The organism is Leptospira montravelensis, assembly GCF_004770045.1.
Lineage (GTDB): Bacteria > Spirochaetota > Leptospiria > Leptospirales > Leptospiraceae > Leptospira_A > Leptospira_A montravelensis.
In genome coordinates, this window is record NZ_RQFO01000004.1 from 415,689 (window position 1) to 437,248 (window position 21,560).

22 protein-coding genes are annotated in these 21,560 nt (G+C 38.3%); 6 read left to right on the forward strand and 16 right to left on the reverse strand.

Features of this window, described 5'->3' with window-relative positions:
- Position 1: 1 nt before the first annotated feature.
- Genes EHQ31_RS02850 through bfr form a run of 3 tightly spaced genes read right to left on the reverse strand, consistent with a single transcriptional unit; the run spans position 2 to position 2,750 of the window.
- A complete protein-coding gene (locus EHQ31_RS02850) occupies positions 2-1,147 on the reverse strand; it encodes an acetylglutamate kinase (protein ID WP_135569395.1) in 1,146 nt (381 codons plus the stop codon).
- Positions 1,144-2,292, reverse strand: a complete 1,149-nt coding sequence (locus EHQ31_RS02855; RefSeq protein ID WP_420844105.1) for a THUMP domain-containing class I SAM-dependent RNA methyltransferase — start codon at positions 2,290-2,292, stop codon at positions 1,144-1,146. Before EHQ31_RS02855 ends, EHQ31_RS02850 begins: the two co-directional genes overlap by 4 nt.
- Complete coding sequence (gene bfr, locus EHQ31_RS02860; protein ID WP_135569399.1) at positions 2,274-2,750, reverse strand: bacterioferritin; 477 nt, start codon at positions 2,748-2,750, stop codon at positions 2,274-2,276. The genes EHQ31_RS02855 and bfr overlap by 19 nt, the downstream gene beginning before the upstream one ends.
- 78 nt (positions 2,751-2,828) lie before the next feature.
- Here bfr and EHQ31_RS02865 point away from each other — a divergent pair, with 78 nt between their 5' ends.
- The 4 genes from EHQ31_RS02865 to EHQ31_RS02880 are packed head-to-tail and all read left to right on the forward strand — an operon-like array spanning position 2,829 to position 6,799.
- Positions 2,829-3,929, forward strand: coding sequence for a thiolase family protein (locus EHQ31_RS02865; protein ID WP_135569401.1), 1,101 nt, complete (start codon positions 2,829-2,831; stop codon positions 3,927-3,929).
- Positions 3,929-4,990: a lipopolysaccharide heptosyltransferase II gene (gene waaF / locus EHQ31_RS02870; RefSeq protein ID WP_135569403.1), complete on the forward strand. Its 1,062-nt coding sequence runs from the start codon at positions 3,929-3,931 to the stop codon at positions 4,988-4,990. Before EHQ31_RS02865 ends, waaF begins: the two co-directional genes overlap by 1 nt.
- Positions 4,987-6,306, forward strand: coding sequence for an aminopeptidase P N-terminal domain-containing protein (locus EHQ31_RS02875; RefSeq protein ID WP_135569405.1), 1,320 nt, complete (start codon positions 4,987-4,989; stop codon positions 6,304-6,306). The genes waaF and EHQ31_RS02875 overlap by 4 nt, the downstream gene beginning before the upstream one ends.
- A 34-nt stretch (positions 6,307-6,340) precedes the next feature.
- Positions 6,341-6,799 carry a MarR family winged helix-turn-helix transcriptional regulator gene (locus tag EHQ31_RS02880; RefSeq protein ID WP_135569407.1) on the forward strand — a complete coding sequence of 153 codons (459 nt, stop codon included), beginning with the start codon at positions 6,341-6,343 and terminating at the stop codon, positions 6,797-6,799.
- Between the two features lie 23 nt (positions 6,800-6,822).
- On the opposite strand, the gene EHQ31_RS02885 is transcribed toward EHQ31_RS02880, so the two are convergent.
- The 3 genes from EHQ31_RS02885 to EHQ31_RS02895 form a co-directional block, all read right to left on the reverse strand.
- Entirely contained in the window at positions 6,823-7,581 is a 759-nt protein-coding gene (locus tag EHQ31_RS02885) for an enoyl-CoA hydratase/isomerase family protein (RefSeq protein WP_135569409.1), read from the reverse strand.
- A gap of 74 nt (positions 7,582-7,655) precedes the next feature.
- A complete protein-coding gene (locus tag EHQ31_RS02890; RefSeq protein ID WP_135569411.1) occupies positions 7,656-8,834 on the reverse strand; it encodes a M20 metallopeptidase family protein in 1,179 nt (392 codons plus the stop codon).
- Positions 8,831-10,393 carry a TolC family protein gene (locus EHQ31_RS02895; RefSeq protein ID WP_135569413.1) on the reverse strand — a complete coding sequence of 521 codons (1,563 nt, stop codon included), beginning with the start codon at positions 10,391-10,393 and terminating at the stop codon, positions 8,831-8,833. Before EHQ31_RS02895 ends, EHQ31_RS02890 begins: the two co-directional genes overlap by 4 nt.
- Before the next feature lie 241 nt (positions 10,394-10,634).
- Here EHQ31_RS02895 and EHQ31_RS02900 point away from each other — a divergent pair, with 241 nt between their 5' ends.
- Positions 10,635-12,704 (forward strand): thioredoxin domain-containing protein, encoded by a 2,070-nt coding sequence (locus EHQ31_RS02900; protein WP_135569414.1) that lies wholly within the window; start codon positions 10,635-10,637, stop codon positions 12,702-12,704.
- Here the strand turns inward: EHQ31_RS02900 and rsfS are convergent.
- The 10 genes from rsfS to rplU all read right to left on the reverse strand — a co-directional run bounded on the left by rsfS (position 12,691) and on the right by rplU (position 19,565).
- Entirely contained in the window at positions 12,691-13,056 is a 366-nt protein-coding gene (gene rsfS, locus EHQ31_RS02905) for a ribosome silencing factor (protein ID WP_135569416.1), read from the reverse strand. The two genes, EHQ31_RS02900 and rsfS, sit on opposite strands and share 14 nt — an antisense overlap.
- A 1-nt stretch (position 13,057) precedes the next feature.
- Complete coding sequence (locus EHQ31_RS02910; RefSeq protein ID WP_135569418.1) at positions 13,058-14,215, reverse strand: LytR C-terminal domain-containing protein; 1,158 nt, start codon at positions 14,213-14,215, stop codon at positions 13,058-13,060.
- Positions 14,205-14,828: a bis(5'-nucleosyl)-tetraphosphatase (symmetrical) YqeK gene (yqeK, locus tag EHQ31_RS02915; protein WP_135569420.1), complete on the reverse strand. Its 624-nt coding sequence runs from the start codon at positions 14,826-14,828 to the stop codon at positions 14,205-14,207. The genes EHQ31_RS02910 and yqeK overlap by 11 nt, the downstream gene beginning before the upstream one ends.
- Positions 14,825-15,436 carry a nicotinate-nicotinamide nucleotide adenylyltransferase gene (locus tag EHQ31_RS02920; RefSeq protein ID WP_135569422.1) on the reverse strand — a complete coding sequence of 204 codons (612 nt, stop codon included), beginning with the start codon at positions 15,434-15,436 and terminating at the stop codon, positions 14,825-14,827. The genes yqeK and EHQ31_RS02920 overlap by 4 nt, the downstream gene beginning before the upstream one ends.
- Positions 15,437-15,438: 2 nt before the next feature.
- On the reverse strand, positions 15,439-16,704 hold the full coding sequence (locus tag EHQ31_RS02925; protein WP_135569424.1) for a glutamate-5-semialdehyde dehydrogenase: 1,266 nt from the start codon (positions 16,702-16,704) through the stop codon (positions 15,439-15,441).
- Positions 16,705-16,707: 3 nt separating this feature from the next.
- Positions 16,708-17,574: a glutamate 5-kinase gene (gene proB, locus EHQ31_RS02930; protein WP_135569426.1), complete on the reverse strand. Its 867-nt coding sequence runs from the start codon at positions 17,572-17,574 to the stop codon at positions 16,708-16,710.
- Positions 17,561-18,586: a GTPase ObgE gene (gene obgE, locus EHQ31_RS02935; RefSeq protein WP_135569428.1), complete on the reverse strand. Its 1,026-nt coding sequence runs from the start codon at positions 18,584-18,586 to the stop codon at positions 17,561-17,563. The genes proB and obgE overlap by 14 nt, the downstream gene beginning before the upstream one ends.
- A gap of 79 nt (positions 18,587-18,665) precedes the next feature.
- The gene (rpmA, locus tag EHQ31_RS02940) at positions 18,666-18,923 is read right to left on the reverse strand and encodes a 50S ribosomal protein L27 (protein WP_135569430.1); all 258 of its coding nucleotides are present in this window, start codon (positions 18,921-18,923) and stop codon (positions 18,666-18,668) included.
- Positions 18,924-18,926: 3 nt separating this feature from the next.
- Complete coding sequence (locus EHQ31_RS02945) at positions 18,927-19,256, reverse strand: ribosomal-processing cysteine protease Prp (protein ID WP_135569432.1); 330 nt, start codon at positions 19,254-19,256, stop codon at positions 18,927-18,929.
- Positions 19,257-19,565 carry a 50S ribosomal protein L21 gene (gene rplU, locus EHQ31_RS02950; RefSeq protein ID WP_135569434.1) on the reverse strand — a complete coding sequence of 103 codons (309 nt, stop codon included), beginning with the start codon at positions 19,563-19,565 and terminating at the stop codon, positions 19,257-19,259.
- A gap of 118 nt (positions 19,566-19,683) precedes the next feature.
- Between rplU and typA the strand changes: the two genes are divergently transcribed.
- Entirely contained in the window at positions 19,684-21,492 is a 1,809-nt protein-coding gene (gene typA / locus EHQ31_RS02955) for a translational GTPase TypA (RefSeq protein ID WP_135570921.1), read from the forward strand.
- The last annotated feature ends 68 nt before the right edge of the window (positions 21,493-21,560 follow it).

A 21,560-nucleotide genomic window follows, 5' to 3' on the forward strand; every position in this document is an offset into this window, starting at 1 on the left:
TTTATTTTGGAAAAAAATCTTCGGGTTGTGACTTTAAGGTTTGGATGGTAGCGGGAATGAGTGATTGGTTAAGACCCAACCAATAATAATACCAACTTTCATCCTTTTCGATTCCTTGTGCGATAGACATATACCATTTGTTGATATTATTGTCTGGTTTACTGCGCCAAAATAGTGGTCTACAATGTTCTAAAATTTGGTCCCAAATATCGCGACCCACACCGGCTCCTCTTGCAACTCCATTGACAGCAAACTTTGAAAGTAAAAATCCATGCTCTGTTTTTTGCAACCATGCGCAGGCTCTGTAGGACTCTTCTAAAAATAATACATCAAATTTAGTATTGTAAAATTCTGGTTTTAAAGGTTTACCAAAAGATTCTTCAATGAGTTGGAAAACTCTTGGCATATCCACATCCTCTGTGGAATGACAAACTCTAATTTTATTTTTTCGCTTAACAAGTGTTCCACTTCCTTTCACTGTGAAAAGTTCAGTCAGTAGGGTAAAGGGGGAAGTGAGGACAATGCTGAATTTTGGATCTTCGATTTTTGACAATAGGTCTTCAGAAAGTTGGAAAAAATCCTCCTGTGACCTAGAAAGTGTCACCCCTTCCGGAAGAGATAAATGGAAATCTCTTTGTAAGATAGATTTCACCTTACCAGAGTTAGGCTCTTTTAGGGGTCCATCGATGGAAACATAAATAACCTTTGAAGAATGGAGGATGGAGCGACATCTGTCAATGAGTGCAGAAAGTTTTTCAGATTCATCCTCCCAGAGTAAAATGGGTATTTTTTTCTGAGCAATGATCCTTGAGACTTCTTCTTTGAGTGGAAGGTTACGATCTACGACTTGGTAGGAAAAACCAAGGCTTTTTTCTCCATCGATATTGGTTTGTTCGAGTGGGAAAAAAACTTTCAAATATTGAAAACTATCAACTTCCAGTATGACAAAAGGAAAAAGATCCAGTTGGTAAAGAAGTTTAAGGTCAGAAAATAAGGCTTCGGAACTATCAAAAATAGTTTCTGTGTCGGCATATAGGATGGCAAAGGATTCAGGAGAAAGAGATTGGAATTCCTTTAAGAAAAGAAGACCATCTCTTGGATCTCTTGTGATTTCAAAGACTCTGCTGAGTACGTCTTTGGAATTCATTTCCCCCCTCTGATTTCGTAATCCACAATTTTTGCTTTGAGGTTTGCATGTTTTAAACTTAAATGTGCATTTTCTTTCAGACCAAATTTTCCGAGAAGGGAAAAGTCGCCTGAAAGGACTGTAAACTTCCAACCACCAAATTCATTTTTGATGACCTTTCCAAATTGAAAGTACATCTCTTTTAAATCTTCCATTGGTTTTCCAATCCGTTCTCCATAAGGAGGGTTGGTGATCACATGGCCTTCTTTTCCGAAATTGTTTTTTAACTCCAAACAATTTCCCACTTCAAAGGAAACAAAGTCTTCCACTCCGGCTTCATAAGCATTTTCTTTTGCGATACGAACAGCTTCTGGATCAATATCAAATCCAAAAAGATGAGGTTTGGTTGGTTTTTCTTTTTTCCTTTCAGAAAATACATAAGTAGGAAAAAGAATTTGGAATACGGGAGATTCAGCAAATAGAAACCGATTGATCTCTCCATACAAACGTTCCCGAAGCGCCGCTTCAATGAGGATAGTTCCTGATCCGCACATAGGATCTACTAATGTATTTCCTTCTTTCCATCCAGATATTTCTAACATGGCTTGCGCAATGGGTTCTCTAACTGGGGCATTTCCTGCAAAAAGTCTGTACCCACGTCTTCCCACGGGATCTCCTGAAAGAGAAAGTTCAATGCTAAACTTGTCAGTATGGGAACGAACCACGATGGTGATATCTGCCATTCGTTTTTCAATTTCAGGAAGCGGAATTTTTTTACTTCGCAGGCGATCGAGAACTGCATCTTTGGTTCGATGCATTGTAAATTCTGAGTTTTTTAATTTGTCTTTGGTTTCTGCATCAATTCGAAAACTTACATCTGGGCCAATGTATTTTTCCCAAGGTAATTCGCAGGTTTTGGCATAAAACTCATCGTAGGTTTCTGCATTTTCATGTAGCAACTGTAAGTTGATGCGAGAAGCAAATTTGGTTTGAATGGCAAATTGAATCACATCTTCTTTTTTTCCTGAGAAAAAAACTCCACCTCGGTTGGAACTGTTAATTTTGAGATGGTGTGATTTTAATTCGGACTCCAAAAGCGAAGAAAGACCTTCTCCGCAAATGGCATGGTAAGTGGGGTGAGTAGGTTTTATTCCGAATCTCCTAATTTTTGGGCCAAGTAGTTAGGAAGAGAGATAGAATCAATGATGGATTTTTGTGTTTCAATCCAATCGATATGTTCTTCTTCGGAAACTAAGATTTTTTCCAAAAGTTCACGAGTCCCATTGTCTTTTGCAGCCACACAGATATCGATTCCTCGGTTGAGACGTTCGACTGCATTGTATTCTAGTTGTAAATCATGGTCCAACATTTCTGGAACTGTTTGGCCAACATTGATTTTTAGATATTTTTGCAGGTCGGGAATGCCATCGAAAAAAAGAATTCTTTCGATGATTTCGTCTGCATGTTTCATTTCTTCAATGGATTCTTTTCTGAGGTATTCTGCAAGTTCCAAATATCCCCAGTTTTTACAGAGTTTTGCATGAATAAAATACTGATTGATGGCTGTGAGTTCAGCCGCTAGAACTTCCGCTAAAATGTCGATTACTTCTTTTTTTCCCTTCATATGGGTAGCCTCATTTTCTCTCTTCAAATGGAAAGATAATTGGTTTTCATAGAATAGGCAAGCCTAAACTATATTCTAATGAAGAAAGTTTACATTCACAATCCATCATTGAGTGTATTCGGAAAACACAAAGGATCACAACTAAATTTGTCCTTTGCAACCGCAAAACAATCTGTACATGAGTTTCAATCTCACAAAATCCAATTCATCATCTACGCTAGTTTTTCACCTGATTCTTATAATAAAGAATACCATTTATCTGCTAAACTCCCTGGGTTACTGGGAATTCGAGATGTATATTCCATAAGGATGGAAACTGCTTCTTCTTCGGGAGCATCAGCTTTCCAATTGGGAGTGAATTTAATTCAAAGTGGAAGGTTTGATCATGGACTTGTTGTGGCAACGGAACTAATGAGCCAACTCAACCGAGAAGAAAGTAATCTTTTGTTAGGTTCTGTTTTATCGGATTCCCAAAGAGCACTTGGAATGTCTATGGCCCAAGGTGGAGCTATGATCACTCGGAAGTATTTAAATGACTATGGATACAAAGAAGAAGATCTTTTTGCCATTTCAAAAAAATTACACGATAACGGACTTAAAAATCCCAAAGCCCATATCAAAAAGAATTTAACTTTGGAAGAATATCAAAACCAAACAATGATATCTAGTCCCTTGGGATTGTATGATATCTCACCACTTTCTGATGGGTCGGCTGCCCTCATTCTTTCCAAAAATCCAAGTTCCATTTCTGTGAAAGGAATGGGATATGGAACTGCGCCTTTCCTTACTTCCGCAGATCCCAGTTTTCTTGCCAATTGCCTAGCTTTTGAAAAGGCCTATTCCGAAGCAGGTGTTCGCCCAGAGGATATCGATTTTGCGGAATTACATGATGCTTTCACTCCCTTTGAACTAGTAGGCGCAGAAGATGCTGGCTTTTTCAAACGAGGGGAGGCATTATTCCAAGTAAAAGCAGGCCTTACTCATCCTAAGGGAAAAATTCCTATCAATTCGTCTGGTGGACTCAAATCAAGAGGCCATCCCGTGGGTGCTTCGGGCCTGGCACAAATTGTCGAACTTTGCCGCTTCTTTGAGGAATGGCCGGAAAAGCGGTTGGCAGTAGCACAAAGTATAGGTGGACTTGCTACAAACAACTTTGTGTCGATATTAGAAAGAACCTGATGCCCGAAAAAATACTGATCATCCAAACTGCCTTTTTAGGTGACCTGATCCTATCCACTTCGTTTTTCCATGCGGTCAAAACGGAACACCCAGGGGCGGAAATCCATGTACTTGTGAATGCGGGGACAGAATCTGTATTAGATAATAATCCAGATATAACAAAGGTTTGGTCACTCGACAAAAAGCGGATCAAAAAAAATCCATTTGCCTTTTTACATTTTGCTGGTTTGCTCAAGAAAGAATCATTTAACAAAGTGTATTCGGCACATTTTTCTTTTCGCTCGAGTTTGTTATCTTATCTTACAAGAGCTCCCATACGTATTGGATATAAAGAATCTGGTTTTTCTTTTTTGCATACAAAAACAGTGCAAAGACCAAAACAAGGTCCACATGAAGTAGAAAAACTTTTTTCTCTTTTATTTGAGGAATATGATTTTCCAAAAGGAAGAGAAAGACGCCCTTATTTATTTCCAGGCCAACTAGAGGAAGAATCCTTTTCTAAAACCAAAAAGGATATTTTAAACAATGAGGAGGGATACATTCTTGTGGCTCCATCTTCCCTTTGGGAAACCAAACGTATGCCAGAAGAAAAATTTGTAAGTGTCATTACCCAAATTCTTCGCAAACGAAAAGAAACAGTTATCTTAATTGGAAGCAAAGCAGATTTAGAAATTGAAAACACTATCTTTCGATTGATGAAAACAGAACCATTACAACTTCGGGAACGGAGCCGGTTGCTTTCTCTTGTGGGGAAAACCAACTTAAAAGAATTGATGGTTTGGATTCAAAATGCCAAAGCCATTATTTCCAATGACTCGAGTCCTATCCATTTTGCTTCTGCCTTTAATACTCCTACTGTGATGCTTTATGGAGCAACCATACCTGCGTTTGGTTATGGAAGCCTTTCGGACCAACATAAAATTATGGAAGTACAAGGTCTTAATTGCAGGCCTTGCGGAATTCATGGCGGAAGAATCTGTCCGGAAGGACATTTTCGTTGTATGATGGATCAAAACCCTGTTCGCATTTTTGAAGCCCTAGAGGAAATCATTAAAGTATGAAATTACCAAATAAAAAAACAAAAGAATACAACTCTAAATTATATCGAAGTCGGCTCACAAACATTCAGAAAAAGTTGAAAAAAGGGGAAATTTTTATCCTTTTTGCGGCAAACCATAAAATCAGAAATCGTGATGTAGAGTATAAGTTTCGACAAAATTCAGACTTCTATTACCTAACAGGAATTACAGAAGAAGATTCTATTTTAGTGATCACAAAAGACATTACAGGAATGTTCTGTTTACCCAAAGATAAAGAAAAAGAAATTTGGACAGGTATTAGGCTCGGAAAAGAAAAAATCAAATCCATGTTAGGTTTAGATTTTACTTATGACTTAACCGATTGGGAAAAAGAAAAACCTGCCATCTTAATTGGGAATCATACTTTGTATTATTTTTTTGGTGAAAATCCAGACCGTGACCGGGAACTAATCTCTGAATGTCGTAATCTTTCGGAGAGAGCAAGGGAAGGAAAATTTGGACCACACCGCATCGAACATCCCAATTTTTTACACGAAGAAAGGCTCACTAAATCCAAAGAAGAAATTTCACTCTTAAAAAATGCAGCAGAAATCACAAAACTGGGCCATATGCGCATTATGCGAGAAAGTAAACCAGGAATGTATGAATATGAATTGGAAGCTTTACTCGATCATGAATATTTAAAATACGGATCGATTGGCGGTGGTTATGGGCATATTGTTGCCTCTGGAAAAAATGCCTGTATCCTTCATTATGTGAGTAATGACGATATTTTAAAAGAAGGGGATTTGGTACTCGTGGATTCGGGTGCTGAATGGAATTATTATACAGCGGATGTCACACGTGTTTTTCCAGTGGGCAAAAAATTCACGGAAGCGCAAAAAACAATATATGAAATTGTTTTGTATGCACAGAAGAATGCGATACGTAATTCCATCTCAGGTATCGCTTTTAATGAAATACATGAAAAAACCGTTAGGTTCCTCAGCGATTGTCTACGAGAAATGGGTTTTTTAAAAGGCAGTTTAGAAGAAATTATCGAGAAGGGAACTTACCGTAAATTTTATATGCACCTAACAGGCCATTACTTAGGAATGGATGTACATGATGTAGGAAGATATTTTTTAGAAGGAAAGTCTAGACCACTTAAAGATGGTCAGGTGGTGACTGTCGAACCAGGACTCTATTTTGACCCTACGGATGATTCGGTACCGAAAGAATTTAGAGGAATCGGAATTCGTATTGAAGATGATATTCTGATACAAGGTAAAAATCCAGTGAATTTAACGGAATCAATCCCGAAAGAAATTTCGGAAATTGAGGCTCTCAAAGCTTAATGATTTTATTTTTTTTTAATTTAGTATCAATTTCATGAGTCGAGAACTTCCCAAACGATTTCGTTCGGTTAGGTATTTTGATCGAATTAGTTCGGAAATTGCAGAGATTGTACGTTTTGAAATGGAAAAATTGGGTTATCCCGGACTCACTACTTCTCATTTTGAAATACTAACTTTTCTTTTGCGAAGTACAGTTCCTATCAATATGACTCAAATTGCAAAAACCATAGAAAAAACAAAACCTACTTGTACGGTTCTCGTAAACAGATTGGTGAAAGAAGGCCTTGTAGAAAGAAATCCCTCTCCAAGTGATGGAAGGGAGTGGGCTCTCCTCTTGTCAAAGGATGGGAAAAAAATACGAAAGAAAATTGTGACCATTTCTGCCAAACTTCTTTCGTTACAAACTTGGGGAATCACAAAAGAAAACGAGGATATTCTGTATCCTATCCTCGAAGTCATTTATAAACACATTAGAAATAAAAAGGAATATTAAAGGATTCTTATTTTTTATTTACCTTAGGATGTGAATACAGGCCTTCTCACTTGCACCGAAGCAGAAATTCCTTCCTGTGCATCTTTGGATTGGATACTTTGGATCGTTGCTTCAATATCTGTTTCAATCAGGGCTAAAATGTTTTTTTGAACATTCAGAATTCCTAATTTTGTATCCTTCATGGCAGACAAAGAATTTTTCTTTAATTTGGTTTGGAGTGATTTAGACTTTTTCTTTAGATCTTCCTCTGTTCCCGTTATTTCTTCAAACAAACTTGGCATCTCTTTTGCTTTAAAAGCATCACCTAAAAGCACATGGCGTTTTGCTGCATCATATCCCACGGCTTCCCCAAGAAGAGCATAAATAAAGGATGGAACTTGAATTCCAATTTTTACTTCAGGTAATCCAAATCGGATGTCTTCTGTTGCATAACGGTAATCACAAACAAGTGCTAACATTGCGCCATAACCCAATGCGTGACCTGATATCTCAGCAATAGTTGGGACAGGTAGAGTGAAAAGACTTTTTAAGTTGTCATAAAACAAATTTAAGAAGGGTGCTAAATCTTTAGATAGATCCATCGTACTAACCGTAGTCAGATCTAAGCCCAAGGAAAAACTTCCAGCCGTTTCACTTTTTAAAACAATGGCTTTGGAATTGGAATCTTTTGCTGTTTGTATCGCTTTTTTTAATTCCAAAAACGATTCGTTAGAAAAACTGTTCTTGTCGTTAATACCCAATCGGATAAAACCGATTCCGTCTATTTGTTCAAATGAAATCATATAAATCCTCTAAAAATGGTTAGATGTCTAACTAATAGGCTTGGGCTTAAAACCGGCAAGATTTATTTTATTTGTTAGGAATTTAAAAGGTAGGTTCTAATTACTTCTTTCATAACAGAAAGACCAATGGGGAGGGCATCTTCATCGAAATCAAAAAAAGAACTATGATGAGAATGAATAAATCCTTTAGCTTCGTTCCGAGAACCAATAAAAAAATAACATCCAGGGCGCTCCATAAGAAAGGCAGAAAAATCTTCTCCTCCCATAGTCCTTGTGTTTTCTTCTGTGAGGCAATTTTCTCCGAGAACATTTTTTGCCGCAGATCTGACTATCTCAGCCATTGCCGGGTCATTAATAGTAGGTTTGTCAATTCGACTGTATTCAAATTCAACTCTGGCTCCAAATCCAGCCGCGACTTGGTTTACAAGAGATTCCATTCGTTTGGGAATCATTTCATAAACCGATTTGGAATAGGTACGAACAGTCCCGTGCAAAGTTGCGGTTTCGGGAATGACGTTAAATGCATTTCCGGAGTGAAAGGAACCTACAGTTACGACACAGGGTTCTAGAGGATCAACGTTTCGGGAAACTAAGGTTTGTAAGGCAGTGACTAAATGGGAACCTACCACGATGGGATCAACCGTGTGTTGGGGGATGGCACCGTGTCCAGAAGTCCCTTTCACAGTAATTTTGAATTCGTCTACGGATGCCATCATCGTTCCGTTGACGACACCGACTTTCCCTAGATCAATATGGTTCCAAACATGAAGGGCAAAAACAGAATCCACTTTATAACGTTCAAGAATTCCAGAGGCAATCATTCTATCAGCCCCGGATCCACCTTCTTCGGCAGGTTGAAAACAAAGTAGAACTCTACCTTTGGGAACAAATTCAGAAAAGGCTGTTTTTAGTTCCGAAGAAAGTGCCATAAGTATGCTTGTATGTCCATCATGGCCACAGGCATGCATTTTCCCTGGATTTTTACTTTTGTATTCGTGGTGATTTTCTTCGTGGATAGGGAGAGCATCCATATCAGCACGTACAAGAACAGTTTTTCCTGGAATTCCAGAATCAAATAATGCCACAAGGCCTGTTTCTGCAATTCCGGATTCCACTTGGAAACCTAAAGATTCTAAATGTTCCTTCACAAAAGAGGCAGTTTCTTTTTCTTCATATTTGAGTTCTGGAAACTGATGGAAAGTACGTCTATAACGAACCATTTCCTCTTTTCTATGCGAAGGATAAACTTTCATAATTTATCGGATTCTTGTTTGGCCCTTTTTTCAACTTCATCTAAAATAGAATACAAATCGAGCCCATACTTTTCAAAAAGAGAATTTTTTGCGAGTTCATATCTAACTAAATTTATATTAAAGTTGATCTTTGCCTGTGTTACAGCAAGTTCTGCATTTGCCAAACTATCAAGAGCGTTTTTTACGTTAACGGCTGTATAACGACCTTGGCGAAAACGTTCCATAAGACCATTATAAAAAATCTCTGTTTCTTTTCTTGTTTTGATTAAATCTTTGAGTAAAGCATGGCTTGCAATTAATGCTTCATACCGAATGTCAATTTCTTGCGTTATCTCTTGTTCCAAATTTTGGATTTTTAGCTCATTCACTTTTAAATTCGTTTCTGCATCACGGATTCCAGCCTTGATACCTAAATCCCAAAGAGGATAAGACATTTTTAACTCAGCCAAAATTTGTGGGTAATTCAAGGAAGTGATTCCTCGTTGCCTTGCTATAAAGTTCTCTTGTGGGGAGAGAAAATTTTGACCGATGGAACTATAGGTAAAACTTGCGAGTAGTGAAGGATCATCTTCCGCAAGTGCAGTATTGAGGGCTAATTTCGCAATTTCTCTTTCTCTTTTTAAGATAAGATAATCAGTTCTACGAGAAAGTGCATATTCTTTGTCAGCCTTTAGATCGATTCCTGTTGGCAAGGTTTCACTTAGATCAGTAACCCCTTCAATCGACGAACCAGTATCCACATTTAAAATTCGGACTAAATTTCTTTCGGCTTCGATTCGATCTACTTTTGCTTTTTCTAATAATGACTGTGTTCTTAGATAGGCCTGGTTCCATTGGTTCACTTCAAAACCTTCAGATAATCCAAGTCCTGCTTTACGAAGAGTCAGACGACGGATCTCTTCCGTATTTTTTGCAACCTTTTCGTATGTACCTATTTGCGAATCGACAATAGTGAGAGACCAATAGTCGATAAGGATTTTTACAACAAGCTGAGTTAGGATACCAATATAATTTTCACGGACAAGTAAGGTTTGATTTTTTAGAAGTTTTTCCTTATCTTCTTCGTTTTTTCCAAACCCGTATTTCAGTAATTCCTGCGAAAGAGTTACTGAAAGTGCGCCCGTATACATAGGAGGAGCTGCCAATAAACTTCCAAAAGCTGCCGTTTGCGCATTGGGATTTTCAAAAGCGTTTACGTCATACCGAATTGTACTGATTTCAGATTTGAAATAGGTACCTGTTTTGAACTGTTTTTCAATACCGGCTGAGATTTTATCCTGGGAACGAACGGTTCCCGCAAAGATGTTGTTTCTGTTATCTGGAAAAAGTTGTTTGGCTGATTGGATACTGGCTAAAGCTTTCCAAGTATACTTGGATTCATTTTTCCATTCTGGACTATCTGCCTTTACAATTTCTAATTTTGCGTTTTGGACAATGGTGTTATTCTCAATCACTTGTTCGATGGCTTGAGAAATGGTGAGTCGCAGTTTTTTTGGTCCGTTTCCATTTTCAAGGAATTCCGGAACTGTATTGCCATTTTCCCACTGGGAAAGCTGCATCCTTTTCACATCCTCTTCAAAGTCAGATTCCGCAAAAACTGGGAAACTAAGTAGACTTAAAGATATTAACCAACTGGTCAACTTTCGAGAATTTATGAAAAAACCTGGGGTTGTCAAAATATTATGATTCAATGGAAACTTCTTAAACCCCTTACACAGACAAGATGAAAAAATCAATGTTGTCAATCAACCTAAAATGTAAAAAGCTACGTAGAGAAACCATAGTTTCTGGGAGTGCATTGTGGCAAATATGTCGAAAAAACCGAATCGTTTGGTTCATGAAAAAAGTCCTTACCTGTTACAACATGCACACAATCCCGTAGATTGGTTTCCTTGGGGGACAGAAGCTTTCGAAAAAGCCCAAAAAGAAGATAAAATCATCCTTTTGTCCATCGGATATTCAACCTGCCACTGGTGCCATGTGATGGAGCGGGAATCGTTTGAAGACGATTCTACTGCGGAGGTTTTAAATCGTGATTTCGTATGCATAAAGTTAGACAGGGAAGAAAGACCTGACATTGATAAAATTTATATGGATGCACTCCATGCGATGGGAACCCAAGGCGGATGGCCACTGAATATGTTTCTCACTCCCTCGAAGGAACCAATTCTTGGGGGAACCTATTTTCCTCCAGAAAATCGTTACGGCAAAAGGAGTTTTAAAGAGGTTCTTAGGTTGGTTTCCGAGGCATGGAAGAACCAAAGAGAAGAACTCGTCACTGCCGCAGGTGATTTGACTCAGTATTTACGAGAAAATGAATCAAGATCAAATGAAGGAATAGTTCCGGGCAAAGAAATCATCGAAAAAAACTTTGAACGTTACCTTCAAGTGTACGATAAAGAATATTTTGGCTTCAAAACTAATTCAGTGAATAAGTTTCCTCCTAGTATGGCTCTTAGTTTTCTTACTGATTTCTATTTATTAAAAAAAGAACCGCGCGCTCTTGAGATGGCTTTTAACACTGCTTACGCAATGAAGTCTGGTGGAATTTATGACCAAGTAGGTGGAGGAATCTGCCGTTATGCGACAGACCATGAATGGTTAGTTCCACATTTTGAAAAAATGTTATATGACAACTCTCTTTTTGTGGAAGCACTTTCTTTATTGTATAAGGCCACAGAAGAATCCTTCTTTTTAGATATAATCCGTGAAATTGCCAAATACATTAGAAGGGACATGACTTTAGAATCCGGTGGGATTGCTAGTGCAGAAGATGCAGATTCAGAAGGTGAAGAAGGTAAGTTTTACCTCTGGGGTTATTCCGAGTTTAATCAAATCGTTTCGAAAGAGGTAATCCAAGGGTTTTGGAATGTCACAGAAGAAGGAAACTTTGAACACCGAAACATCTTAAATATTTACTTTAAAGGCAAAAATCCATACACGGAGGGAATCCAATGGACTACTGATTTTTTTAACCTTTTAGAGAAAGCTAAAGAGAAATTATTAACAGAGCGCACAAAAAGGATACGTCCTTTGCGAGATGACAAAATTTTAACCTCATGGAACTGCCTATGGATCAGAGCACTTTTGAGTGCTTACGAAGTGTCAGGAGATTTAGAATACCTAAATGATGCCAAAAAGATATATTTGTTTATAACCAAGGAACTACTGGGAAATGACGGCTCGATTTTAAGAAGATTTCGAGAAGGCGAAGCAAAATATTTTGGCACACTTCCTGATTATGCCGAATTTATATGGGTTTCTTTTAAACTATTTCAGTTAGATGAAGATAGAACAGCCTATGAAAATGGAAAAAAATCATTAGAATATTTAATTTCCAATTTTGAATCTAAGGTTGGACCTTTTTTCGAATCTTTTCACGGCAATGAAGATTTGATTGTGCGCACGATCGAAGGTTACGATGGTGTTGAACCTTCGGGGAACTCTACCATCTTACATTTGTTCTATCTTTTAAATTCCTGGGGTTTTAAAAAATGGGATCTACAAAAAAAAGCAGATTCAATTTTTGCATATTTTCTTCCGGAACTAACACAAAATTCTTTAAGTTATCCATCAATGATTTCAGCATTCCAAAAATTCCAATACCCATCCAAAGAAGTTCTAGTGGTTTATAAAAACAAAGACCCTAAAGAAATTCGAATGATTAAAAATAAATTATCCATGATAAAAGATCCTAACCTAGTTTGGTTAGTGATTGAAGAATCTAGGGCAAAGGAATTATCACAAGAACTGGAACTCTTAAGTGGAAGAGGTGCAGGTTCTGGTATTTTATATTATGTTTGTCGCAATTTTTCTTGTGAATTACCTAAAGACAACTGGGAAGAAACACTCACTCTTATACAACAATAGGAGTGGCGTCTCCCCAAAGACGATCCAATGAATAATAGGTTCGCATTTCGTCAGTCATGATATGTACACAAATTTCACCGTAATCCAAAAGTATCCAACCTGTCGCATCTTTCGGAAGATCGGCAAGGTTTTGTCTTTTGACGGCGAGTTTTAATGGTTTCATGTATTTATCAATATCTTTAGCACAAGATCTACCTTGTGTTTCCGTTTTGACTGTTGCTAATACAAAAATAGATAAATAACTATGAACATCTTTTAGATCCAAAAACTGTATATTTTCACATTTTTTGTCAATTAACGTCTGTTTAATTTTCTTTAGATGATCTAATGTTTCGGCACTGATATTTGGCATTTTAATCCTTAGAATTTTGAAAATCTTCTCCGAGGATCACAGTTGCATCCAGTCCCAAATCTTTTCTAAGAGCGAAGTAAACTCTTCGTCCTTGGAAAGTATCTGAGATAAGATCGGTGTACTGCGTATTTCCGGAGCGGTTTAAGATGATACTGGATTTAAAACTAGAATCCCAAGCATTGTCAACGGAGAGAACTTTCAGACCCTTATCATTCAGGAGCACCTTACCGTATCTGGCAAGTCCATTTTTAGCAGTTCCATTGAGTACTTCGATCCTTGCTCGTTCCCCCTCACTAAAAGATAGAGAGCGAAGTTCGCTTGCAAATTTATGAAAGGCAACTTTTACCGTTTCTTCATTGGCTTTTAATACCTCATCTTTGTATTTTGGACGACCCATTGGTTCTCCCGGAACTTCGGAAACGCCAAAATGAATTTTTTCTTTTTTTAGAAATTCAATCAAAGTCTCCCATTCTTTTAGAGATAGGTTTGTCGACATTTGAGAATGGAGATAAGCAACTCGTTGTTTACCTAGTAAGTCTTTTTTTTCATGAATGGCTTCAAGCACTGTCAACAATACTGTTTCTTGTATCTCCAAACGACGAATATAAGAAATCATTGATTCATCTGCAAGAGAACTCATCCAATCAAATGTATCTTCTCCATCAAGAATATAAGTTTGTTTGTTCCTTGCGTAATTTTTTGTGATGTGAAGTGATTTTGGTTCAAAAAACAGATTCAATCCACCAAGCAAATTAATCCAATTTTGAAATTGTTCTTTGGTCCAAACGATTTTAAATGGAATATTGGAATCTAGAGTATCTTCTAAAACAGATTCTACATAGGATGGTGCCGAACTTCCTTTTTCTTTGAGAGATTTATCTCCATCATCAAAACTGGTTTTAGGATTTACAAAGAAGAGGGCTGCCTTTTTTTCATTCGGATAAAATTCCGCATACAGAGAAAAAAGATATTCATCCTTATCTCCTATTACTGAAAAAAGAACAGGAAGGCGTTTACTTTGAGAAAATTTTTGATCTAACGAAAATCCAGCCTTGGAGCGAAATACTAAAAACAGTAGAGCAATCAAAAAGCAAGATCCTGCGGCAATAAGAAGAGTTTTAGCAGGGATTTGTTGTTTTTTAGGTTCTTCACGTAACATCGAATTGGTTTTCCTTAATTTGAATTGCGGATTGATTATACATATAGAAAGTATTAGGATGAATGACTTCTTTTTTTTCCATAAGAAAGGAAATGGTTTGAAAGGCTTTCATAAAAACACCGTAACTTAGGTTTTCCTTTGTTTTCGAAACCCATAAGGATAGTTCTGGATTGCGAAACGCAAAATCGGAACCTAAAAAATCCGAAGCATAAACTATCTTATCCAAAAGAGTTGGAGATTCGTTTCCTAATGTATGGGAAGAGATTGCTTTTGCCACTTCGGGATCAGAAAAACCGTATTCTTTTTGTAACCAGAAAGGAGCAGAATAAGCGTGTAGTGCCTGGCTAGGAATCCCTGTTTCATCGAAAAAAAACTCACGAAAAAGTCCTAAATGAATTTCCTGTTTTTTCTGTTTGGTGATGTCATGGCAAAGTGCAGCTAAGTAGGCTTTTTTTGGATTGGGATATCCAAAGTCAATTGCAAGTTCTTCTGCATAATTTGCCACACGTAGTATATGTTGGTATCTTGTTTCCGTGACATGTTTTGGCACTTCTTCCTTAAAAAATAAAATCCAATCTTCGGTAGCTGCATGAAAATCGGGAATTTGATTCATGGGGAACTCAAATCACCCTTAGAGAGCAAAAACTTACGCATTAGTTCTCTCGTTTTCGGCAAAAGAATATCACCTGCCTTATTTTGAAAATTGATTTCCCGAATCTCTGTACTACTCACAGGCAAAATGGGATTGGAGAGAATACGAACCTTGGCCTTAGGAAAAAAATGGGGAATCGGAATTTCATTGGGATAAGCCGTTTCTCTTCTTACCACAATGATCTCTTTTACAATGTTTAAAATTTCTTTATAAAATTTCCACCTATCAAAATGAATTAAATTATCCTCTCCCAATACTAGAGAAAGTTCGGAATTTGGATGAAGGGAACTTAGTGCCATTAAACTATCAATCGTATAACTAATATTTGCCTTTTTTATTTCTTCGTCCCAAAGAATTACATTTTTTGAAAGAAACGTTTCAAATTCCGAAAGACAAAGTTCCCAAATCTCAGTGGCACTAAATTCTTTTCCGCCTTGTTTAAACGGAGAAACAAAATTAGGGCAAATATAAAGAAGAGCGTTTGGATAAAACTGGGATATGGTTTTTATCACATGTCTGTGTCCAATGTGAGGGGGATTGAAACTTCCTCCAAAAAAAAGAACTTCCATTTTTAAACGCGGACTTGTCCACTTCCTGTTACATACGTTGTCGTAGTTGTTAGGTGGATGAGTCCCATCGGACCTCGCACATGGAGTTTGCCTGTAGAAATACCTACCTCAGCCCCAAGCCCATACTCGCCACCATCATGAAACCTTGTCGAACAATTCACAAAAATGGCAGCACTATCCAGTTCCTTCTGAAAGGTTTGAATTTCGGTAATATCTTCGGACAATATACATTCCGTATGACCAGAACTATACTTTCGAATGTTTTCCATCGCTTCTGAAAGTGAATTTACTATTTTTACGCTGAGCCTAGTATCTAAAAACTCTGTATAAAAATCATCTTCTGACGCCGGTTTGGCGGATGGAAAAACTTTTGTAACGGATGCATCTCCGAGAATTTGCACTCCATTTGATTCTAAAGATTCCAATAAATTTTTGATATTTGGATAATCTTTATGAATGAGTAGGTTTTCCAAAGCATTACAAACTCCAGGACGTTGTACTTTGGAATTTACAAGAATAGGAAGGACAATGTTTGGATTTGCATGGTTTGATAAGTATAAATTGGTAACACCTTTGTCATGTTTGATGACAGGGATTTTACTATTCTCTGAGACAAAACGAATGAGGGCTTCGCCACCACGAGGAACAATCACATCAATTAAATCATCCAATTGAAAGAAGGGAACCATCGCTTCTCGATTTGTATTTTCAACAAAGGTAACCACATCTTTTGTCACACCTGGCAATTTTTTTTCTTCGATCGCTTGGTGGAATAAAGAAGAAAGGATTAAATTAGAATGAAAGGCTTCCGAACCACCTCGTAAGATACAAGCATTCCCGGATTTAAATGATAAAGAAGCAATATCAATGATCACGTTGGGTCTGGATTCAAAAATTGTCATCACAACACCAATGGGAACACGTTTTGTGAGAAGTTCGAGTCCATTGGGAAGGATGGTTCCTCTTACCACTTCGCCTACTGGATCAGGCAAATTACGAATTTCTTCTATACTCTTAGCCATATTTTTAATTCGTTTGGAATCAAGTAGAAGGCGGTCCATCATGGCAGAAGATAAACCTTTCTCCTGTCCATTTTTCATATCGATTTTATTTTTTTCGATAATAGCTGATTCATTTTCTAATAGAAGTTCTTCTACGCGTTTGAGAACAGAATTTTTCTCTAAAGTGGTTAAACCTTTTAAGCCTCTACTAGCTAACTTGGCTTTGGTGGCTAATGATTTTGCATAGTTTGTGTTTTCGTCTGCCATAGTTTACTCCGTCTGAAAGGAAAAAAAATGAGATTGGATTTCGGAGGCATTAGGAACCCGGTGGTCAAAGGATAAATTGGCAACCAATGTTCCAAAGTTTTCTGTTTCAAAAAACTGAGAAATGGCGTGTTTTTTTTCCCCATTGACGATCCCAGTTTTAATACCATAAGGTAACAAAAGTTTGGCTGCATTGATTTTAGTGAACATTCCGCCAGTGCCTGGACCGGAAGGACCTGTGGCAAGAGTTTCTGTTTCTTTTGTGATTTCCGTAAACAAATCGATTTTTTCCTTACCATTTAAAAAACCATCGACTCCTGTGAGAATGAGAAGTAGGTCAGCTCCTACAATCGAGGCAACAATGGCAGAAAGAATATCATTATCTCCCAAATTGAGTTCTTCGGTGGAGACAGAATCATTTTCATTGACTATGGGTAAAATGCCCCAATCTAGAAGTTGGCGAAAGGTTTGTTTGAGATTGGTAAAACTATTATCTTCGTTTAAATCTTTGCGACCAAAAAGAATTTGGGCGATAGGTATATTGACCCGGCTAAAAAAACTTTCATATAGATTGAGAAGTTTGTTTTGGCCCATCGCCGCAAAGGCTTGTTTTTCTGCGAGACTCGTTTTCCCTTTGGGTAATGATACGGTTCCCATTTGATCCACTAGAAGTTTTTTACCTTGGGCTATGGCCCCGGAGGAAACAAGGATTACTTCTTTACCTTGTTCACGGAGTGTTCGGATGTCTCCTACAAGATCATATAAAAAATCATTAATTTTGGATTCTTCACCGGAAACACGCGCACTTCCGATCTTCACCACAATGAGTTTTGCTTTTTGAATGGAGTCTAAAAATTCCTTACGTGTTTTCATAAACTAGTTTTGCTTTTTCAGGAAAGAATACCTTATCAATTCTTTCGAGTAGGTATTCTAAATTGGATTCTCTGTCGGCAGAAATACAAATGATTTCCCCTAAATGTGAATAGTTTTTTTGGATCTCTTCTGTGAAACTAGGATCATTGTCCCATATATCCATTTTATTGATAACAATGAGAAATTTTTTGGTTAGAAGTGACTGGTTATAATTTCCAAGTTCACTTCGTAACATTTCTAATTCTTCTTCGAGTTGTAAATTCCCACCATCAAATAAAAATAAAATCCCTTGTACACGTTCAATGTGTTTTAGAAAACTGATCCCAAGGCCTACACCTTTGGAAGCACCTTCAATGATTCCGGGAATGTCAGCTACTGTATAACGAAACAAATCTTCGTGTCTATGCACCACACCAAGGTTAGGGGATAGGGTAGTGAAGGCATATCCGGCAATTTTTGGATGGGCATGAGTAATTTTGGCAAGTAAGGTCGACTTACCAGCATTAGGTAATCCAACAATTCCAATATCAGCAAGTAACTTTAATTCTAAGATTAGAGAAAGTTCACCACCTTCTTCGCCGGGTTGGCTATAACGAGGTGCTTGTTGGACTGAGGTTTTAAAAAAGGTATTCCCTTTGCCACCCCGACCTCCCTTGGCAATGGTAAAACTTTCGCCGTCAGCATTGAAATCATAGACAAGTTCCATCGTGACCGCGTCAATGATTTGGGTTCCCACAGGAACTTTTAGGATTAAGTCTTCTCCATTTTTTCCATTTCGGTTTTGACCAAGGCCTGGTCCTCCGTCTTCTGCGGCATACATCCGATCGGGGAGATAATTTTCCAAGGTCATCATTCGACCTTCAGCTAGAAAAATGACATCACCACCTTTGCCACCGTCACCACCATCAGGTCCTCCAAATTCGACAAATTTCTCTTTATGGAAATGGACAGAACCTGCCCCTCCGTGTCCGGCTCGAATTTGAATGGGTACTTCGTCGATAAATCCGCTCATAATTTCCTTTGGTCAAAAAAAAACCCGTTATAGGGAGATCCTAAAACGGGTTTTGTCCTCTCTCATTTGTAAGAGAGGCTTATACTTTCGGGTAAACGGAGATTTGTTGTCTTTCTCTAGTTACATGTTCGAAAGTCACAACACCGTCAACAAGTGCGTAAAGAGTATGGTCACGACCAATTCCTACGTTTTTTCCTGGTTTGTATTCAGTTCCTCTTTGGCGAACAATAATGTTCCCAGCAATGGCTAGTTGGCCACCGTAAACTTTTACACCAAGTCTTTTCGATACCGAATCACGACCGTTCTTTGTGGATCCACCACCTTTCTTTGTAGCCATTGTTTACCCCTTTATTATTTCGTCGTGGATGGAAATCGCTTCGGAATGAGAGTGTTCTAAAGATTTTAATCCAAACTCAACCATGGAAAGTAGGCTTTGGTAGCCATCTCTTTGGGTCGGTTTTACTAAAAACCTCAAGTATCCGTCTCGTTTTTCTTCCGTTTCCAAACTGTCTTGTGATGCCAAATAGGAGTGAGCACTCTGAACCAGAGTGGAGACTCCTGCACACAAAAGATTTTCGCCTCTCGAACCTAAGTCCTTGGGAGAATGTCCTTCCAGTTGGATTCCTGCGATTTTCCCTCCTAAATCTTTTAAAATTTTACTATAAATCAATTAACCGCTGATAGAAACTACTTGGAGTTTTTGGAGTTGTTGTCTATGACCCCAAGACTTCTTGTAGTTTTTTCTCTTTTTGTATTTGAATCCGTGGATTTTTTCACCCTTACAGTCTTCTAATACTTTCAAAGTCACTTTGGCGCCAGACAATGCTGGGGAACCAATGTTCACTTTGTTGTTATCGGAAAGGAGTAGGACTTTCGTTTCTACTGTGCTTCCAACCGAGTTTCCTGTTTTTTCTGCGACGAATACCTGGTCAGGAGACACTTTAAATTGTTTGGCTCCAAGTTCAATGATGGCGAACATATAACTATCCTAATCTCTTTCTCGAATGTAGTTCTTACCAGGATTTCTGATGGGCACCTCTTGTCAAACTGAAATCCCCATTTACAGCCTAACTGGATTAGAATTTCTGGTAAAAACAATGGAAATTCGCAACATCGCCATCATCGCACACGTCGACCACGGTAAGACGACACTAACAGATTGTATCCTTCGCCATACGGGCGCCGTAACCGCAAAAGAAGACCGAGAAAGAATCATGGATTCCAACACTTTGGAACAGGAAAAAGGGATTACCATCCTTGCCAAGAACACTTCGGTAAAATACAAAGGCACTCGCATTAATATCGTAGACACTCCAGGTCACGCGGACTTCGGAGGAGAAGTAGAACGAGTTCTGTCCATGACAGACTGTACACTTTTACTAGTGGATGCATTCGACGGTCCCATGCCACAAACTCGTTTTGTGCTTGGAAAATCACTCCAACTTGGTCACAAACCCATTGTTGTTGTGAACAAAGTGGACCGGGAAGGAGCAAGACCAGGATTTTCAGTAGACAAAGTATTTGATTTGTTTAGTGACCTTGGTGCCACCGAAGAACAGTTAGACTTTCCTATCATTTATGCATCTGCAAAACAAGGTTGGGCAGTAAACCAACTGTCAGAAGTTCCCGGTTCTAACATTGAACCACTTCTGGATAAAGTTTTGGAACATGTGGCTGCCGTTAAAAACGAAAGTGATAAAGCCCTCCAATTCCAAGTCACAGCACTCGATTACAATGAATACGTTGGTCGTATTGCCATTGGTAAAATCTACCAGGGAACCATGAGAAAAGGTGCGGATGTAACACTCGCAAAAACTAATGGAACCACTGCTAATTATAAAATCACAAAACTTTATGGTTACGAAGGACTCACTCGTTACGAAATCGACGAAGCGGGATCTGGAGATATCGTAGCTATGGCTGGGATTCCAGATGTGTTCATCGGGGATACAGTTTGTGATATGGGAAATCCGCTTCCTCTTCCTGCCATCCAAGTAGAAGAACCAACAGTTTCCATGTTCTTTATGGTCAATAACTCTCCGTTTGCTGGTAAAGAAGGTAAGTTTGTTACTACACGTAATTTACGCGAACGTTTGGACCGCGAACTAGAAACTAACGTAGCACTTCGTTTGGAAGAAACAGAAGACAAAGATCGTTTTAAAATTTTAGGACGTGGGGAACTCCACTTATCCATCCTCATTGAAAACATGAGACGGGAAGGATACGAACTCCAAGTATCTCGTCCAGAAGTAATCATCAAACAAAACGAACTGGGTGAAAAAATCGAACCTTATGAAACCCTCGTGATGGATCTTCCTGACCAGTATTCTGGTGCTTGTATCCAAGAATTGAACCGCCGTAAAGGTGAGTTAACAGGTATGGATGCTCATACTTCTGGAATCACGCGAGTGGAATACACCATTCCTACAAGAGGTCTTATTGGATTTAGAGGGCATTTTATTTCTGAAACTCGTGGGGAAGGGGTTATGTCTAGCCGCTTCTTACGTTTTGATAAATACAAAGGCGAAATTCCTGGTCGTAAAAACGGAGCTCTGATTTCTATGGACTCTGGGGAATCCACTGCGTATGCATTATGGAAAGTGCAAGAACGTGGGGATCTTTTCATTGAACCACAAGTAGCGGTTTATCCTGGTATGATCCTTGGTATGAATAGTAGGGATACGGATTTAGAAGTAAACCCAGTGCGTGAGAAAAAACTCACAAACGTTCGTGCTTCTGGATCAGATGAAGCCATTCGTCTCGTTCCACCAAAGAAACTCACTTTGGAACAATCCATTGAATTTTTAGATGATGATGAACTTTTGGAAGTGACTCCACAAAGTTTGCGTCTTCGTAAAAAAGTTTTGGATGCGAGCATGAGAAAAAGATCTGGTGGCGGAAGATAAGTAGAATTTAAAACTCTAACTGATTTTTAAAACCAGACAAAAAAGGGACTAATGATTTAGTCCCTTTT

What these genes read in the sequence shown, in the direction of transcription:
- EHQ31_RS02850 (WP_135569395.1), bottom strand. Translation starts at nt 1,147, where the DNA reads ATGAATTCCAAAGACGTACTCAGCAGAGTCTTTGAAATCACAAGAGAT.
- bfr (WP_135569399.1), bottom strand. Translation starts at nt 2,750, where the DNA reads ATGAAGGGAAAAAAAGAAGTAATCGACATTTTAGCGGAAGTTCTAGCG.
- EHQ31_RS02865 (WP_135569401.1), top strand. Translation starts at nt 2,829, where the DNA reads ATGAAGAAAGTTTACATTCACAATCCATCATTGAGTGTATTCGGAAAA.
- waaF (WP_135569403.1), top strand. Translation starts at nt 3,929, where the DNA reads ATGCCCGAAAAAATACTGATCATCCAAACTGCCTTTTTAGGTGACCTG.
- EHQ31_RS02875 (WP_135569405.1), top strand. Translation starts at nt 4,987, where the DNA reads ATGAAATTACCAAATAAAAAAACAAAAGAATACAACTCTAAATTATAT.
- EHQ31_RS02880 (WP_135569407.1), top strand. Translation starts at nt 6,341, where the DNA reads ATGAGTCGAGAACTTCCCAAACGATTTCGTTCGGTTAGGTATTTTGAT.
- EHQ31_RS02885 (WP_135569409.1), bottom strand. Translation starts at nt 7,581, where the DNA reads ATGATTTCATTTGAACAAATAGACGGAATCGGTTTTATCCGATTGGGT.
- EHQ31_RS02890 (WP_135569411.1), bottom strand. Translation starts at nt 8,834, where the DNA reads ATGAAAGTTTATCCTTCGCATAGAAAAGAGGAAATGGTTCGTTATAGA.
- EHQ31_RS02895 (WP_135569413.1), bottom strand. Translation starts at nt 10,393, where the DNA reads ATGCAGCTTTCCCAGTGGGAAAATGGCAATACAGTTCCGGAATTCCTT.
- rsfS (WP_135569416.1), bottom strand. Translation starts at nt 13,056, where the DNA reads ATGCCAAATATCAGTGCCGAAACATTAGATCATCTAAAGAAAATTAAA.
- EHQ31_RS02910 (WP_135569418.1), bottom strand. Translation starts at nt 14,215, where the DNA reads ATGTTACGTGAAGAACCTAAAAAACAACAAATCCCTGCTAAAACTCTT.
- yqeK (WP_135569420.1), bottom strand. Translation starts at nt 14,828, where the DNA reads ATGAATCAAATTCCCGATTTTCATGCAGCTACCGAAGATTGGATTTTA.
- EHQ31_RS02920 (WP_135569422.1), bottom strand. Translation starts at nt 15,436, where the DNA reads ATGGAAGTTCTTTTTTTTGGAGGAAGTTTCAATCCCCCTCACATTGGA.
- EHQ31_RS02925 (WP_135569424.1), bottom strand. Translation starts at nt 16,704, where the DNA reads ATGGCAGACGAAAACACAAACTATGCAAAATCATTAGCCACCAAAGCC.
- proB (WP_135569426.1), bottom strand. Translation starts at nt 17,574, where the DNA reads ATGAAAACACGTAAGGAATTTTTAGACTCCATTCAAAAAGCAAAACTC.
- obgE (WP_135569428.1), bottom strand. Translation starts at nt 18,586, where the DNA reads ATGAGCGGATTTATCGACGAAGTACCCATTCAAATTCGAGCCGGACAC.
- rpmA (WP_135569430.1), bottom strand. Translation starts at nt 18,923, where the DNA reads ATGGCTACAAAGAAAGGTGGTGGATCCACAAAGAACGGTCGTGATTCG.
- rplU (WP_135569434.1), bottom strand. Translation starts at nt 19,565, where the DNA reads ATGTTCGCCATCATTGAACTTGGAGCCAAACAATTTAAAGTGTCTCCT.
- typA (WP_135570921.1), top strand. Translation starts at nt 19,684, where the DNA reads ATGGAAATTCGCAACATCGCCATCATCGCACACGTCGACCACGGTAAG.